Genomic DNA, 15,485 nt, shown 5'->3' with positions numbered 1-15,485 from the left:
CGAGCACATTTAAAGTTTGATCGTGCCTCACAAATTTAAAAGAGCATTCACGCCAACGCTAGCAAGTTTGCGGAAAGAAAAGCCAGACACCTAACACCGTATATAATTTATTGCTAGTTTTAGCTTCTTCACGAAAAATTCTCGCAGACTTTATATCTGTGTTTTATTTAATAACTTTAGTTCTTAAAACACGCAACAAACCATATACAACAACGTTGCCATTAATTATGAAAAAAATGAAATACATAACATTAACAATAATCATTTTTCTACTCATTAGTTGTAAAAATGACAAGTCTGCGGACTCAAATCTAATTTCTGATAACTTTTATATGCCCGCCGAATGGGAACCTCAAGATGCTGTTTGGCTTGGTTGGGAATCAGATAGCAGATATGGCTTTTATCCAGTAGTAATTGAGATGATAAAAACACTTACGCCAAACGTAACCGTAAAAATGGCATTTGACTCTGACAGCCTTATGCACACAGCAAAAAGATACTTAATCCGTCAAAAAATTGATACCACAAATATCAAATTCTATGTAATGCCTGGAGACCGTTATTGGATAAGAGACCATGGTGCAGCTTTTTTAGTTAATGGCAAAGGAGATTTGGGAGTTGCTGACTTTGACTGGAATCTATTTGGATATCCTGTATTTCTCAAGGAAAAGTTCAACAACAATCAAGACAGCGTGAACAAATACATGCAAGAACGATTGCCGTCTATTATTAGAACGAGTAAAGTCGATAGCCTTATGGCAAAAGTAGAAGGTGCTAAAATTTTCAAAACAAACGTAGTTCACGAAGGTGGTAATATTGAGGTAAACGGTAAAGGGACACTTATCGTTTGTGAATCAGCGGTCAGGCACAGAAATCCTAACTTAACAAACGACTATATTGAAAGTGAATTCAAAAGAGTTTTGGGTGTTTCAAAAGTAATTTGGCTAAAACGAGGTCTAGCAGACGACCCAAATGGTTTTTTTAGACGAATCACAGGCGATTATGTTGGTGGAGGTGTGCAACATTCTGATGAATTTGTGCGATTTTCAAATGCAAATACCATTTTATTGGCTTGGGTAGATGAATCAGAAAAAGACTTAAATCCAATAAACAAAATGAATTATGAGCGTCTCAATGAAAGTTTTGAAATATTAAAAAACGCAACAGACCAAGACGGTAAACCATTCACTATTATAAAAGTCCCACTACCTGATTTAAAACCAAGAAAAATAATTGCAACAAAGGAATATTCTAAAGAACCTTCTCTTGATATTCCTGCAAACAGATTTTATATTTCAGAAGCACCAAAAGTTGGCGATACGTTATTGCGCGTTCCCGCTTCAAGTTATCTTAATTATTTGGTAACCAATGGAGTTGTATTGATTTCAAGTTATGTTGACGAAGGCTCTTCAAAAGAAAAAGAAAATCGTGTTCGCAACATTTTTGAAAAACAATTTCCAAATAGAAAAATTGTATTTATCAATGCGATGCCACAAAATTGGGATGGAGGAGGTATTCACTGTTCAACACAACAACAGCCAAGCGTGAAAAATAACTAAGCATATGGCTTGCCGATAGGCCAAAGCTATATGATTTGTTGACTGATCCGGTATTTTTAAATAAGGGGGAATTCGATGAGTTGGCAGGAACCTTACAAGAGGAGAAGGTTTTTTTCAGAGTGCTTTGCATCCCTTTTTATTCAGTTGCTTATCTGAATAGAGTACTTTTTAGGGAGATCATGCTTTTTTTATGTGAGAATCTGCTTTTTTTTATCATTTTGCTTCAGTTTGGGCACTAGTAAGTCAAGGCTCTTTTTAGAACTATTTTTTAATTTTTGTATTCCAGTGTATCCTTTATAATTTTTTTGTAATCCTTTGGCGGCCCGCAACTGTCAAAAGTAAAAAGTGTGATCAAGGTTTGCTTTTTACAACTCGGACAACAGCGATGTAAGGACTTCTCTTGAGTGGCAAAGGTTAATATGTGTGCCAAGTTTTTATCTCTTAATTGCAGTTGTAATAGCGGCAACTTCTCTTTTTTCCAACTGCTGCTCAAAAACCCATAATGCCTTATTCGGGTAAAGCCTTTGGAAAGAATATGGAGTTGAAAACGCCGTATAAATTCTTTAGTGGAGAGTGTTACTGTGGTTTTTTTGATAATCTTACAACAATCATAAGTCGATAGGCTACTAAGCAAAGTTTGCATTTATTTTTCACAACATCTCGGCAAGGACATAACTTAAGTCTATCCGTTCTTAACGGTTAAATACCTTTAAATGATTAAAAAAGTAGTTTTTTAAAGTCTGTTTTAACTAATTTAGGTGACCAAGGCATAATTAATTTATGACTAAAAATAACGAAAGCATCTAAAGATCAAAGTATGTATCGAAAAGCTGTGAAAGAGACCAACGGAAACCCTTGGAGTACCCCACACACTTTACGTCATAGTTTTGCCACACACCTTATGGAACGGGGGACAAGTTTAAGACATATCCAGGCCGCTTTAGGTCATAATAGCTCAAAAACAACAGAAATCTACACTCGAGTTTTAGCGATTAATAACAAAACAATAAAAAGTCCATTGGATAATATGTATGAAAGTGTTAGTTTAGATGAAAATAAAACAACGTCCTAAATAGATATATACCCTATAACGAAGATTTGAATAGGGTTTATAAGGATGTTACCACACATTTGAAAAAAACCTAAATTCAAGAATGACAAACCTTAAAACACCTCTTGGACTATTTGCCATTTCGTATTTGATTTACGGAATTGTGATGAATATTCGAATGTTTACAGAACAAATGTGGCCTACATATTTATTCTTCATTTCAATGGTTTTTGGAATACTTTTTTTGTTCCTGAACAAACCGACTAAACAATTAAAGAATTATAAATATTGGCAAATAATTATTGGATTGATTCCCGTAACTTTTTTTTTCATTTATATGCAAATTGTAAATAGCAATAGCGAATACGATTCAAATGTTCAAAACTCAATTAAAGAGAATACAACATATTTTAAAAATGAAATTTGGATTGACGAAAAAGATACACTCGCTGGAATTGAAATTAAAAATCGGAGATGGATAATGTTTTATAAAGGAACGGAAACTGACTCAAGCGATATTTATGACTACAAAGTGACTGATAAATTGCCAGAATTTGCTGATACTAAATTAAAACCTGGAGAGTTTTTAATATTGACAAATAAATCGGATACTCTGAAATATGAAATACTTGGATATAATAAAGAGTTTTTAAATCTAATGTACTTTCCGAGAGGAAATATATTAACTTATAAAAAGGAAAAATAAAAACGTGTGGTAACACCGTATATAATTTATTGCTAGTTCTAGCCTACTTACGAAAATCCTCGCGGATTTTATATTCGGTTTGTATTTGCTAAATTAGATGCTTAACCACGCAACAAACCATATACAACAACGTTGTACTCAATTAGAATGATAGATAAAAACAAAGGACATATTGAGTTGAATGATTCACTGGAGTTGACACCAAACTCAAACTTTTACTTGATTGAAAGTCAGAAATTAGGAGAAGTTCAAGAAATCCGAGATACGGGTAACGGTTATAAATGGCTAGACATTAAAAACATTCAAATTGGTGACAAGTACTTCATAATGTCTCTTTGCTTTAAAGAAGAAGAATTATCTGAACTCTCAATGGTGATAAATGACAACCCATTTGATTTAAACTCTGGTTGGGACTCTTGGAGTGAGAAGAGCAAAAAAGAAAAATTAAAAAAGTATCAAGACTGGTTAACTCAAGAAATAGGTAAAGAAAGGGATTTTAATTGGGGAGAAGTTTGGGCAGACAACGATCCGAAAGGGGGATCAAGTTCTATTGGAATAAGATATAAGTAAAAACTGAGTACAACACTAAATATAAAACAGCAAAAAAGCCGTTTCATATTCTTAACGTTGGTGCGCCACGAAGTTGTGGTTTTCCAGTAGGTGTAAATCCTACCTAAATAATTTGCTGTTCATTTAGAAGAGCTGCCGACAGTTAAATTTGTGAGGATTTCGCTGAAGCTTGGCATGTTCAAATAACCAAGCTGTAATACGCAAGTGTGAACCCGTAGTAGCTTCGATAAGTGTATCTGTAGATTGGGGAGAGTTTCGACGTTCTCGAACCCTGTTATGTTGCATGGATAAACAGTAGTATGAAGTGTAACAATCTACCGGAGTCATAGGGATGGCGTGGTTATAGATGGAAAACTACGAAACGTGGGAGGTCTCTTGTTACAAATGGTGGCAACTATAAAAGCTAGTACATAAGTATTACGAAATTACTAGCTGTAGCAAGAGAAGTCGGAGGTGTTCATAGTACCTATGATGTTAGAGACAACAAAACTCTAATTAGGAAAGGGACACTACTTTAGATATGCTTATATGAAAGACAGAATGACAAGTATTGATGTAAATCTATTAACAAGTCCATCGCAAAGCGATGCAGCTATTCGTGTTTTTCAGAGGAAGCTATATATTAGAGCCAAGCAAGATAAGGGCTTCAAGGCTTATAGTCTTTACGGAAAACTCTGTGAGGGCAATACGCTTATAGAAGCTTTTCGACGAGTTAGGAGCAACTATTCTAAAGGGGTAGGTGTAGACAATCAAAGTTTTGACGCTATTGAAAAGCAAGGAATATCTATTTTTCTTGGCGAGATTCAACAAGACTTACAAGGTCACACCTACAGGAGCCAAGCAGTAAAGCAAAAGCTCATCCCCAAGGAAAAGGAAGGAGATTTTAGGGTATTAGGAATACCAACAATTCGCGACCGCGTGGTTCAAATGGCAGTAAAGATGCTAATAGAGCCACTTTGGGAGGCAGATTTTGAGCATACCTCTTTTGGATTTAGACCCAAACGAGGAGCAAAAGACGCCATAAAGCAAGTAAAACAAAATATTTATGATAGGCATCAATTTGTCTATGATGCGGACTTGTCGAAGTATTTTGACACCATCCCGCATACTAAATTATTTATTTTACTAAAGAAAAGAAAAGGTTGGTAGATCATAGTATTTTAAGTTTGATACATCAATGGTTAACTGCGCCTGTACGGCTACCCAACGGAAAGCTAGTAGCGAGTACCAAAGGAAGTCCACAAGGGGAAGTTATCTCGCCATTATTATCCAACATATATCTCCATGCATTTGACCAGATTGTAAACAATCCGAAGGGGAAGTTTGCCAAGGCAAACATCCGCATAGTTCGTTATGCAGATGATTTTCTATTGATGGGTAAATGGTATTTCAGCAAAGAGATACTGGACTATATCACTAGTATAATGGATAATATGGGATTAACGTTAAATAAAGAAAAGACAAAACTTTTGCATAGTAGCAAGAGCAGTTTATTCTTTTTGGGGTTTGAATTTAGAAGTATAAAGTCCAAATTTGGATGGAATGCCAAGAATTACACCAATGTACGACCCAGTATGAAGTCACGGTCTAAATTGTTTTCAAAATTGCGAGAACTATTTGCAAATCGAAAACATTGGACAATTGAGTGGATAGTATGGAAGGTCAATCAATTATTAAGAGGTTGGCTAAATTACTTTTCTATCAGTAAGGTTACACATATTTGGGAAACCATAAAAATCATTAAAAAGCATCTGGATTACAAATTATTTAAATGGATGAAGTGCAAAGGAAGGAAAGCGCATCGGAAGCTACGCCAGCGACCCTATGAGAATTTGGTTAAATTTTACAACCTATTTGACATAGAAAAGTATGCACGTTTAAAAACCCTTGCGAAAGCTCAATAAAGAAATCTATCGGTAAGCCGTGTGAGGGAAAACTTCATGCACGGCGCTGCACTGAGCCTGTCGAAGTGTTTGATGAAGGGGGTGCTGATTGTTTTATTATATTCGTATAGAGAATATAATAAAACAATCAGGCTCTACTCTACTGCTTCATGCAAAAAAAGATACCGTATATAGACAAGAATGGCTAAAAAACAAAAAATAAAGCTAATGGTTGCATCCACGGTTTACCAAAATCGTGATTTGCTGCTGCAAATTTGTGGGATACTGAATACTTACGGCTATCACGTAATCAATTCAGAGTTCGGGACTTTACATCCACCACTTGGAATGAATAATACTGACGCATGTCTTGCTGCTGTTGAAGAGTGTGATGTTTTCTTTGGGATTATAAATCCAATGTATAGTACTGGAATTACTCATCAGGAGTTTCTAAGGGCTATTGCTATCAATAAACCGAGAAGATATATAGCACATAGTTTCGTTACGTTCTCAAGAAAGCTACTAGCACAGTATATGTATGCAGATGCTGCCAATACTCAGCGGAATGACTTTGAAATTCAAACTACTTCTGTTATGGATAGTGTTCGGGTAATTGATATGTACAATGACGCCGTCCAAATAGACTTGCCTTACGAAGAACGAAAGCACCATTGGGTTCAGGAATTTTTCAGACCTGATGAAGCAATGCGACACATAGAAACGCTGTTCAGAGATATAAAAAGAGTGGAGCGTGAATTAGCCAATTTAAATAATCTAGATCAATGAAATCAGAACAACTCATAAAAGATCTTCTGAAGCAAGAAGAAAGCGGACAGCTTGAGTTCAAAGAAGTTGTTCGCAAAGACGCCACCGGTAAAACTATTTGCGGCTTCTTAAATAATCAAGGAGGTCAATTGCTGCTTGGTATTACTGATAACAAAACTGTCAAAGGCATTATAAACGCGGAGAAACGCCAAAGAGAATTGGAACAATACTTACTAAAAGAATTGGTGCCAGAAGCTCCTGTTATGGTTTCTATTGAAAATTATGGAGATAAACAATTGCTACTCATTAAAGTATGGGAAGGTTCAAAACAGCCATATATTTTTAATGGAAGCATTTACTATCGCAGAAATGATAGAACCATTCAGGCCTCATCAAAAGAAATTTCAGCGCTTATACACAAACGGCAAGAAACTGAAATTCATTGGGAGCGACAAGCATGCCTTGGTGTAGAATTTAGTGATTTTGATTTGGAAGAAATTCAAAAGACTATAGAGGCTGCAAGATTTGACGATAATTTTAGTGAGAATAAGCGAGAGCCAATAGACTTTTTATCTCATTATGGACTTTATCAAAAGGGTAATTTCACCAATGCTTCGGTGCTGTTGTTTGCTAAAAATCCTGCACGATTTATTCCTCAATCTCGTGTTCGAGTTGCGCTTTTGAAAGGCGGAAAAACTGGAAGTAAATTTACTGATGATCGATTATTAGATGGTAATCTTTTCAAAAACAGGATTGCCATTCTCGACTTTTTCGAGAAACACTTACAATTACAGAGAAAATTTGACAAAAAAGAATGGAAAAGAGAAGACGATTATGAAATACCAATGAGAGCATTACGTGAAGGTGTTATGAATGCACTAGTGCATCGTGAATATTCTATTCCTTCTAGTGCTATGGCTGTAATTGTCTATCCGGACAAAATTGAAGTGGGCAATACGGGGAAATCACCATACAAGCAGAGCGAGCTCAAGAAGAGTCATCTTTCCATGCCTTACAATCCAGACATAGCTCATATGGTGTTTTTAAGAGGGTTTATTGAGAAAATAGGTAGGGGAACTATTATGATTTCAGATGAATGTAAGAAAGCAGGTCTTAAAGCACCTGTTTGGGATATTGGAGAGCAAACTGTTAAACTTACTTTCTTTGGTAATAGTAAAATTGGCGGAGCTAGTGACGGAACAATTGACGGAGCTATAACTAAAGATAATGACGGAGCTATTGACGGAGCTATTGACGGAGCTATTGACGGAGCTATTGACGGAGCTACGAAGAAAGTTAAAGAAAAACTATCTACTCTTCTTAAAGCTATTGCTAAACATGAAGGAAATAGAGCGCCCGAATATATTACTGCAATTAGTGTTTCTGAAAGAACAATGGAAAGATATCTGCAACAATTAAAAGAAGCAGAATTAATTGAATTTAGAGGAGAAGCTGCACAAACTGGCGGTTATTATTTAACTAAGAAAGTGAAAGCAAAATTGAAATGAAAAATAAAGCACGAAAGCACAACAATCGCTATAAAACATGCCCTTCAGGACACGTTTCATAGCGGGGTCGTTGGCTATTATATAAAATGACACGTAAAGAATTCGACATATCACTTTATCATATAATTTTTGGAGATTTAAGAAAATACCAAAACCTAATTGAAACTTTCTTAAGTACTCAAAAAAAAGAGCTTGAAGAAAACACCAATGAAGTTGACGTTAATGACCAAATGAATGATAGTGAAAAATACGAAAAATATTTAGATTTGATTGGTACAGAAAGTTATGAGAAATTTGAAAAGTATCATGATATAGCTAGACTATTTCCCCATAACTTTAGAGTTTCTTTTTTGACTCAAGTTATCTCAGTAATTGAAAAAGAGTTAAAAAGATTATGTAATGATTTAGGAAACATAAAAAACCAAACCTTTATGGTTGCTGATTTAAAAGGGAGTAACGACTTTCTAAAATGTAAAGAGTATTTAAAAAAAATTTCAAGTATTGATTTTAACTCAATAAATGCCGAATGGGAATATATTTTACAATGTAAATCTGGAGTGTCTACCTTTGATGTGACGATTTTTATGAGTTTATAAATTTTATATTTGAGTTATGGTAAAAAAGTATGACAATGAATTTAAAGTTATGATCGTCGAACTATTAAATTCTGGTATTGAGACAAAACAAGTTAGTGAGGATTATGATTTAAGCCTTAATATGATTGGTCGTTGGAAACGAGAATACAAGCTCAAATCTGGAGACTTTTCAAAGAAGAAGGAGTTATCTATTGAAGCTCAAGAGCTCAAAGCATTAAAGAAAGAGTTAAAGAATGTAACGATGGAACGTGACATCTTAAAAAAGGCGGTGAGCATCTTCTCCAAGAGCGACTGATAAGATATCAATTCATTTTAAAGAATGTTGATATGTATCCAGTAGAGAAGATGTGCAAATCCATGAGAGTTAGCAAGAACGCTTATTATCATTGGTTTAAAAACAAAGACATTGTAGTTTTAAAAACAGCGACAGCGGTTCTAAAAGAGAGGATCAAAATTATTTTTGAGCAAAGTAGAGAAATTTATGGTAGCTCTAGGGTTCAAAAAATGTTAGAACGAGAAGGCTTGGTTTACTCTCGTTCCTACATCGGTTTACTGATGAAAGATATGGGGCTAAGAAGTGTTCTAAAGAGAAAATTCGTTCTTACAACAAACTCTAATCATCCATATTTAACTAAGGAAAATGAGTTAAATAGAGAGTTCTCTAGTTTTAAATTAGGGGAGAAATGGGTGTCTGACATCACTTATATTCGAGTTAATGATGATTGGAATTACTTAACAACCATCATAGATTTAGCAGATAGAAAGGTGGTTGGATGGTCTTTAAGTGAAGATATGACTACTCAAAATACAGTTCTGAAGGCTTGGATTGATGCTCGAAAAACAAGAAGTATTCATAAAGAATTTATTTTTCATTCAGATAGAGGTGTGCAATATGCTTCGAATAAAATGACTAACATTTGCAATTTTAACCTTAAAATAACTCAAAGTATGAGTAGGAAGGGGAATTGCTGGGACAATGCTGTAGCTGAAAGCTTTTTTAAAACAATCAAATACGAATGGCTATATAGATTTAAATTTACCTCATATAATCAATTATATGAGTCTATTGATAGCTACATTCATTGGTATAATACCGAAAGATTACATTCTAGTTTAGGATATTCCTCACCTCTAGAAATGGAAATAAAATTGAGAGGATTTATTAAAAAAATAGCTTAAAAAATTAGTCACAAATTTACTAGCTATTCCAATCTCTTAGAAATAATTTAGTCCATTCAGGTAATATAATTAAAATGGATAATAAAAAATTAGTCAACTTTATAAAAAACAATGACTCTTTTGATTGTGAATATGAAGAATTTATAGATAAAAAGGAAGACATAGTGACCTTCGTAATAGTCAACAGTAAATTAATTGACAAATTGATTAATCAATCTCAAAAGCTATTTGAAAATCTGTTAGGCTTAAAATACAATAGCTAACACTATATATAGCAAATTGGGCGATTAGTACTTAATCCAATGGTTGTTGTCTATTTGCAAAGTCGCCAAATCTTTTGATTTGGTATTAAAAGAGAAAAATTAAAACAAAATAAAAAGATCTGGCTTGTGGTAAACCGAAAGTAATCGCTTATTTTCTGCCCAACTTGCCATATATTTAACGTTATGTTTAATTATCCAAAACGATAAAATGATAATAAAACCAAATGCTTCCCCAGACGAAAAAGATTCGCCATTCTACATAAAGAATGAGGAATTTTGTTCTGAATTTGAGCATTTTATTGCAAAAAAAAACGGAAAAGTAAAAGGAAATTATAATGCTTGGTCGTACTCAATTTTTGGAAAAACATTAAACCCTAAAAATTGGACTCTGAAATATAAAAAAGCAACTTTTTCTTCAGGAAATTTATGGCTTTCTTCAAAACATCAGAATTTACTCGTATTGGCTGAATGGGAAACAGAAAGAGCAGGAACACACAATTCTGAATTTCTCATTAGAAAAAAAACAAAAACTGATTTCATTAAATTAATGTTCAATAAGTCATTATCAAAATTTAATATTTACGACAAATATATTATCGAATCGGAAAACAATAAATCTCAACTGATTTCTAAACTGAATAAAATATTAGAACCTCTTTTTAAATCTGGAGAAATTTATATAATTGACCATAGGAATGACAGACTAAAAATTGAATTGAGAACTGAAAAGCATTATTTTGATATATTTAATGAACTAACTGAATTATAAAAACTAAACATAACACGGTGTATAATTAATTGCTTGGTCACTGCCGACTTACGAACATTCCAGCGGAATATTCTATCTGTGATTTATTTGCTAAATTAATTGCTTAAAACACGCAAATAACCTTACACAAACTCGTTGTACACAAGGCTAAAAAAACTCACGATAACGAATGAACGATAGAATTATAAATTGGAATCTTGACCCAGTAATTTATTGGATAACAGAAACCTTTCCTTTAAAGTATTATGGATTATTTTTTATGACCGGAATTATTTTGGCACATTACGTTGCGAAACGCATTTACATTAAAGAAAATATACCAATTGAAAATTTAGAAAAGTTATTTATTTACGTTGTTGTGGGAATACTTCTGGGAGCAAGACTCGGACATTGTTTATTTTATGACCCTTCATATTATTTTGCAAACCCAGTCGAAATTTTACTGCCAATTAAAAAAATAGGAGATACATACCAATTCATCGGATTTCAAGGATTAGCAAGTCACGGAGGAACAATTGGAGTTTTAATTGCAATCGGAATTTATTGTAAAAAGTATAAAACAAATTTCTTATCGGTTTTAGATAGAATTGCACTTGTTTCACCTATAGTAGCTGCGTTTATAAGGTTTGGGAATTTTATGAATTCTGAAATTTATGGAAAACCAACAAACGGAAATTGGGGAGTTGTTTTTCAAAGAGATGATTTAATACCAAGACATCCAACTCAACTTTATGAGGCTTTCTCATATGTTTTAATATTTGGAATATTAATGCTAATCTATAAGAAGAAAAAAATAAAAATAAACGGACTGATTTTAGGCGTTGCTTTAATTTTAATATTTTCCGCAAGATTTATAATCGAATTTTTTAAAGAAAATCAAGTTGATTTTGAAAGCGGAATGATGATTAATATGGGACAAATTTTAAGTATTCCTTTTATTATTATCGGACTGATTTTAATACTTGTGAGGAAAAAGCCCAATGCACAACAAAGTACTGTGGCGAAAAACAAGTAAAAACTTATTTATTTCTCACTAGAGTACTTTTATATTCTTTGTCATATATCAACCCTGATTTTGCGTTGGCAAAGGCCTGTTTTAAGAGGGTATTGCATACCGCAATAAGTGCTAATTTCTTACTCTTCCCTTTGGCTACTATCCGCTCGTAAAGATCTTTACAAGCCTTGTTATATTTACAAGCATTAAAACTGCACATAAATAATAAATTACGAAGTTTTTGATTGCCAATTTTACTAATTCGAGGTCGTCCTTTTACACTGCTTCCACTTTGCCTAATCACTGGTGTCAAACCTGCGTAACTACATAATTCTGCTGCACTTGTAAACCGATCAAAACCACCTGTTAAAACCACTAACATAATGGATGTTTTAGGTCCAATACCAAATTATATTTATAATGCCGTATGAATAAATTAAATTATACTACGGCGTAGCTCAGCACAGGTTTTTTGATTGATTGAAATCAAAAATAACTAGCATAGCCTTAGCTACGGTAATTATTTTTGATGAAAAGCAGGCGAAAAAAGCCTGTGCCGAATTCGTATCGGTAAAACGATTTATTGCGTCATTATAGGTCTAATTTAGTATAACACCTGGACTAGTTTTTAAACGAGTTAATAGGTCTTGATGCTCTTGTTTTACTAAAACCAACAACTTATCTTCTAAGGTTTTCATCTCTTTTATAAGCTGTTTTAAACTTCGTTTTAAAGACCTTACAACTGCTTTACTCGGCTCACCCAATACGTCCTCACCATGTAATTTGTTTTTTAACATAGTGCTCTGCTTTGTATATACAGAGAGGGCTCTGGTGTTTTGAAGACATTCCATCTCATCCTTAGTGTTACCCTTCCACAGTTTTAGATCTACCTTTTGAGCATACTCACAAGTAAGTTTTGAATCACTCTTATCTGTCTTGATTTTTGACAACTTCATCTGGATAAAACGTTTTACAGCTAATGGGTTTTCTACAGATACTTTTATACCAGATTCAAGTAAATGGTAAGCCAGTTGGTAGTGGTAATAACCGGTGGCTTCCATAACACAATGACTATCTGTTTTTAAGAGCTTTGTGAACTTTTTTAAGCCTGATACATTGTTTTTAAACTGATACTATTTACCATCAGAATCTGTAACATCAAACACTAAATAACTAATGTCAATTCCAAAATATTTAATATTTTTAATCATAACAAAATGTTTTTTTTGAAAGTACATACTACACGAGTTTCAACGACACTTCAACAAGCTCAGTGCAACGCTTAAAATCGAGGTCTAAAGCCTGATACTCCCGATAGATATCGGGAGTTCGAAATCTGTGTAGAAAAGAGAGGGAATTTATCCCGAGGCTTCGGGATTGACGAGATCATAGTCTCTGCGTATATAATAACCTTATTCCTCTCTTTGGTGCTTTCTGATTTATATCTAAATTTAATGAATTGTAAACTTAAGCCGTATATAATTTATTGCTAGTTCTAGCCTACTTATGAATCCCGAAGCGTCGGGACTCGCGGATTTTCTACTCAGTTTTTATTCACTAAATTACCTGCTAAACCACGCAACTAATCTTGTACAACAACGTTGCCCACAATTAAAAAAGAAAAAAAACAATATGAATGAGAACATTTAAACACATCGCTCTTATAATTCTGGCGATTTTAATTTGGACAGCCTTTGTCGGTTATGGTTCTATGAATGGATTTCTATTAAAATCCATTACTTCCAAAAACACTTCTGATGCATTTATCGAGGCTACCAAAGAAAAAATAGATGGAGAGTTCGTTGGAAATTTTGCAATGGCGCTAATAGAAAATGGGAAAATTTCAAAAGACTTTTTTCATTCTATTGACCAACCTGTAAATGAAAACACTGTTTTCCCAGTTGCTTCTGTCAGTAAATGGGTTACATCTTTTGGAGTCTTAAAATTGGTAGAACAAGGTAAATTAGATTTGGATAAACCAGTTGATGATTACCTTACAAGATGGCATCTACCTGAAAGTGGATTTGATAATAAAAAAGTGACAGTCAGAAAATTGCTTTCTCATTCATCAGGCTTAGTAGACGACCTTGGATATGACGGTTTTGCACCAGATGAAACCGTTCAGACAATTGAAGAATCATTAACCAAAGCTTCAGATTCAGAATATTCTGATGGAGTTGCAATAGTGGGTTATGAACCTGGTAGCAAGTATATGTATTCGGGAGCTGGCTATACAATATTGCAGTTATTGATTGAGGAAATTAGCGGTCAATCCTTTCAGGAATATATGACACAAGAGGTTTTTGAACCTTTGAAAATGGAAAATTCGACCTTCGTATTGACTGACAAACCAAATGTTCAGTTAGCACAAATTTATAAAGATAACGGAACAACAAGACAACCGAACAAATTTACCGCACTTGCAGCGGCTTCATTATTTACGTCTACAGCAGATTTATCCAAATTTTTAGAAGCAAATGTTTCAAACAACCCGGTTCTTTCCAAAGAAACTATTACGGAAATGAGTAAACCTGAAACTTTTATAAATGATATTGACGTTTATGGATTAGGTTCTCATCTTTATAGTCAAAATGACCAAAACTCTAATATAATTGGACACGATGGAAGTGGAAATAACGCAATTAATACAGCAGCAAGAATTGACCTTAAATCAAAAAATGGAATCATAATTTTGGAAACAGGAAATTATAATATTGCTTCATCAATTGCAGATGAATGGATTTTCTGGAAAGCAGGGATTGCTGACTATGTTGTAATAATGCGTAACAAATCATATATTTTAAGTTTATTGTTAATTGGTTATGCCGTTGTTATCAGTTTATCCATTTTCATAATCCGAAAAAAGAATAAACAAAAGAGAACAACTGTGGTTAACAATGTATAAAAATAATAGCCAAGACAGTTCTAAATTCAAGTGTTGTAACCCACTTTAACTTTCTTGTATTTTGAGAGGAAAAATCCATGCAGTTGGCTACTATTTCTTTACTAATCGTTGAGCACAATAAAAACTGAATGAAGAAAACAATCATAATTTTTATATTTCTACCTTTTATTCTATTTAGTCAGAGTAAGAAAAGTAGTTTTTTAATTATTTATCCAGAGAATATTACGACGTTGGAAAATCTAAATGTTGAAAAAACTGAATATTTAGATTACGAAAAAAACAGAAGTTTGGAAAGTTCAAACGGAAAAATAGACGAAAAACTGAAAAAGGAAATCGAAGAGTTAACTATTGAAAAAATTATAGGAAATGTAACATTGCAAAGTTTACAATTCTATCTCTACGAAAATTTCCCAAAAAATAAATATTCTGTGGTAGAAAAAAACATGGATTCTGAAACTAAAGAAAAGAAAAATTCTGACTATTTGATAGAATATAATAACTTGAATATCTCTGAAAATAAAGACAGAAAACTAAATTTGAGTTTTGAACTTGTTTTATTTGACATTAAAAAGAAAGAATATTTAATAAAAAGAGAATTTGTAGCAGACGAAATAAATCAAGGCGGAATGTGGGGTTGTAGTGAATCAAGATTTAAATGTATAATTAATAATACAATCCAAATAGGAACAGCGGAAATAGCCGAAAAATTTTGGAAAAAATAATTACTGTACCCAACA

16 protein-coding genes and 3 pseudogenes are annotated in these 15,485 nt (G+C 33.4%); 15 read left to right on the top strand and 4 right to left on the bottom strand.

Annotated features, from left to right (window positions below):
- Positions 1–236: 236 nt before the first annotated feature.
- On the top strand, positions 237–1,559 hold the full coding sequence (locus P700755_RS13585; RefSeq protein ID WP_041758855.1) for an agmatine deiminase family protein: 1,323 nt from the start codon (positions 237–239) through the stop codon (positions 1,557–1,559).
- A 268-nt stretch (positions 1,560–1,827) separates the two neighbouring features.
- On the opposite strand, the pseudogene P700755_RS19470 reads toward P700755_RS13585, so the two are convergent.
- Positions 1,828–2,151, bottom strand: a pseudogene (locus P700755_RS19470) (transposase); the annotation flags it as partial.
- Positions 2,152–2,376: 225 nt separating this feature from the next.
- Between P700755_RS19470 and P700755_RS13580 the strand changes: the two are divergent.
- The 3 genes from P700755_RS13580 to P700755_RS13570 all read left to right on the top strand — a co-directional run bounded on the left by P700755_RS13580 (position 2,377) and on the right by P700755_RS13570 (position 3,886).
- Positions 2,377–2,631, top strand: coding sequence for a tyrosine-type recombinase/integrase (locus P700755_RS13580; RefSeq protein WP_051007973.1), 255 nt, complete (start codon positions 2,377–2,379; stop codon positions 2,629–2,631).
- 82 nt (positions 2,632–2,713) lie between these two features.
- Positions 2,714–3,316, top strand: a complete 603-nt coding sequence (locus P700755_RS13575) for a hypothetical protein (RefSeq protein ID WP_015025220.1) — start codon at positions 2,714–2,716, stop codon at positions 3,314–3,316.
- A 147-nt stretch (positions 3,317–3,463) separates the two neighbouring features.
- Positions 3,464–3,886: a hypothetical protein gene (locus tag P700755_RS13570; protein ID WP_015025219.1), complete on the top strand. Its 423-nt coding sequence runs from the start codon at positions 3,464–3,466 to the stop codon at positions 3,884–3,886.
- A gap of 123 nt (positions 3,887–4,009) precedes the next feature.
- On the opposite strand, the gene P700755_RS20070 is transcribed toward P700755_RS13570, so the two are convergent.
- Positions 4,010–4,171 carry a hypothetical protein gene (locus P700755_RS20070; RefSeq protein WP_157609306.1) on the bottom strand — a complete coding sequence of 54 codons (162 nt, stop codon included), beginning with the start codon at positions 4,169–4,171 and terminating at the stop codon, positions 4,010–4,012.
- 243 nt (positions 4,172–4,414) lie between these two features.
- On the opposite strand from P700755_RS20070, the gene P700755_RS13565 reads away from it, so the two are divergent.
- The 9 genes from P700755_RS13565 (at position 4,415) to lgt (ending at position 11,864) form a co-directional block, all read left to right on the top strand.
- Positions 4,415–5,035: a reverse transcriptase domain-containing protein gene (locus tag P700755_RS13565; protein WP_281013727.1), complete on the top strand. Its 621-nt coding sequence runs from the start codon at positions 4,415–4,417 to the stop codon at positions 5,033–5,035.
- Complete coding sequence (locus tag P700755_RS21030; RefSeq protein ID WP_281013725.1) at positions 5,029–5,790, top strand: reverse transcriptase domain-containing protein; 762 nt, start codon at positions 5,029–5,031, stop codon at positions 5,788–5,790. Before P700755_RS13565 ends, P700755_RS21030 begins: the two co-directional genes overlap by 7 nt.
- Before the next feature lie 207 nt (positions 5,791–5,997).
- Positions 5,998–6,555 carry a DUF4062 domain-containing protein gene (locus tag P700755_RS13560; RefSeq protein ID WP_157609305.1) on the top strand — a complete coding sequence of 186 codons (558 nt, stop codon included), beginning with the start codon at positions 5,998–6,000 and terminating at the stop codon, positions 6,553–6,555.
- Positions 6,552–8,042 carry an RNA-binding domain-containing protein gene (locus P700755_RS13555; protein ID WP_015025217.1) on the top strand — a complete coding sequence of 497 codons (1,491 nt, stop codon included), beginning with the start codon at positions 6,552–6,554 and terminating at the stop codon, positions 8,040–8,042. Before P700755_RS13560 ends, P700755_RS13555 begins: the two co-directional genes overlap by 4 nt.
- An 86-nt stretch (positions 8,043–8,128) precedes the next feature.
- Positions 8,129–8,638, top strand: coding sequence for a hypothetical protein (locus tag P700755_RS13550; RefSeq protein ID WP_015025216.1), 510 nt, complete (start codon positions 8,129–8,131; stop codon positions 8,636–8,638).
- Positions 8,639–8,654: 16 nt separating this feature from the next.
- Positions 8,655–9,817, top strand: a protein-coding gene (locus P700755_RS13540; RefSeq protein WP_086000788.1) for an IS3-like element ISPto4 family transposase whose coding sequence is annotated in 2 segments (ribosomal slippage) — positions 8,655–8,892 and positions 8,892–9,817 — 1,164 coding nt in all. Because the reading frame shifts where the segments join, the coding sequence is not laid out codon by codon here.
- A 74-nt stretch (positions 9,818–9,891) separates the two neighbouring features.
- Positions 9,892–10,080, top strand: coding sequence for a hypothetical protein (locus P700755_RS13535; protein WP_041758381.1), 189 nt, complete (start codon positions 9,892–9,894; stop codon positions 10,078–10,080).
- Between the two features lie 208 nt (positions 10,081–10,288).
- On the top strand, positions 10,289–10,849 hold the full coding sequence (locus P700755_RS13530; protein WP_015025215.1) for a hypothetical protein: 561 nt from the start codon (positions 10,289–10,291) through the stop codon (positions 10,847–10,849).
- Between the two features lie 169 nt (positions 10,850–11,018).
- On the top strand, positions 11,019–11,864 hold the full coding sequence (gene lgt, locus P700755_RS13525; RefSeq protein WP_015025214.1) for a prolipoprotein diacylglyceryl transferase: 846 nt from the start codon (positions 11,019–11,021) through the stop codon (positions 11,862–11,864).
- Positions 11,865–11,868: 4 nt separating this feature from the next.
- On the opposite strand, the pseudogene P700755_RS13520 reads toward lgt, so the two are convergent.
- A pseudogene (locus P700755_RS13520) lies at positions 11,869–12,249 on the bottom strand (transposase); the annotation flags it as partial.
- 211 nt (positions 12,250–12,460) lie between these two features.
- A pseudogene (locus P700755_RS13515) lies at positions 12,461–13,054 on the bottom strand (IS110 family transposase); the annotation flags it as partial.
- Positions 13,055–13,479: 425 nt separating this feature from the next.
- Here P700755_RS13515 and P700755_RS13510 point away from each other — a divergent pair.
- Complete coding sequence (locus tag P700755_RS13510) at positions 13,480–14,748, top strand: serine hydrolase domain-containing protein (RefSeq protein ID WP_015025212.1); 1,269 nt, start codon at positions 13,480–13,482, stop codon at positions 14,746–14,748.
- Between the two features lie 230 nt (positions 14,749–14,978).
- Positions 14,979–15,470 carry a hypothetical protein gene (locus tag P700755_RS13505; protein ID WP_157609304.1) on the top strand — a complete coding sequence of 164 codons (492 nt, stop codon included), beginning with the start codon at positions 14,979–14,981 and terminating at the stop codon, positions 15,468–15,470.
- Positions 15,471–15,485: the final 15 nt, after the last annotated feature.

It is taken from the genome of Psychroflexus torquis ATCC 700755 (genome assembly GCF_000153485.2).
In the GTDB taxonomy this organism is placed as follows: Bacteria; Bacteroidota; Bacteroidia; order Flavobacteriales; family Flavobacteriaceae; genus Psychroflexus; species Psychroflexus torquis.
Note: the sequence above shows the minus strand (reverse complement) of the source record. Positions and strands in the feature narration are given on the sequence as shown.

Excerpts from the sequence above, each read along its gene's own strand:
- P700755_RS13585 (WP_041758855.1), top strand. The coding sequence starts at position 237 with ATGAAATACATAACATTAACAATAATCATTTTTCTACTCATTAGTTGT.
- P700755_RS13580 (WP_051007973.1), top strand. The coding sequence starts at position 2,377 with ATGTATCGAAAAGCTGTGAAAGAGACCAACGGAAACCCTTGGAGTACC.
- P700755_RS13575 (WP_015025220.1), top strand. The coding sequence starts at position 2,714 with ATGACAAACCTTAAAACACCTCTTGGACTATTTGCCATTTCGTATTTG.
- P700755_RS13570 (WP_015025219.1), top strand. The coding sequence starts at position 3,464 with ATGATAGATAAAAACAAAGGACATATTGAGTTGAATGATTCACTGGAG.
- P700755_RS20070 (WP_157609306.1), bottom strand. The coding sequence starts at position 4,171 with ATGCAACATAACAGGGTTCGAGAACGTCGAAACTCTCCCCAATCTACA.
- P700755_RS13565 (WP_281013727.1), top strand. The coding sequence starts at position 4,415 with ATGAAAGACAGAATGACAAGTATTGATGTAAATCTATTAACAAGTCCA.
- P700755_RS13560 (WP_157609305.1), top strand. The coding sequence starts at position 5,998 with ATGGTTGCATCCACGGTTTACCAAAATCGTGATTTGCTGCTGCAAATT.
- P700755_RS13555 (WP_015025217.1), top strand. The coding sequence starts at position 6,552 with ATGAAATCAGAACAACTCATAAAAGATCTTCTGAAGCAAGAAGAAAGC.
- P700755_RS13550 (WP_015025216.1), top strand. The coding sequence starts at position 8,129 with ATGACACGTAAAGAATTCGACATATCACTTTATCATATAATTTTTGGA.
- P700755_RS13535 (WP_041758381.1), top strand. The coding sequence starts at position 9,892 with ATGGATAATAAAAAATTAGTCAACTTTATAAAAAACAATGACTCTTTT.
- P700755_RS13530 (WP_015025215.1), top strand. The coding sequence starts at position 10,289 with ATGATAATAAAACCAAATGCTTCCCCAGACGAAAAAGATTCGCCATTC.
- lgt (WP_015025214.1), top strand. The coding sequence starts at position 11,019 with ATGAACGATAGAATTATAAATTGGAATCTTGACCCAGTAATTTATTGG.
- P700755_RS13510 (WP_015025212.1), top strand. The coding sequence starts at position 13,480 with ATGAGAACATTTAAACACATCGCTCTTATAATTCTGGCGATTTTAATT.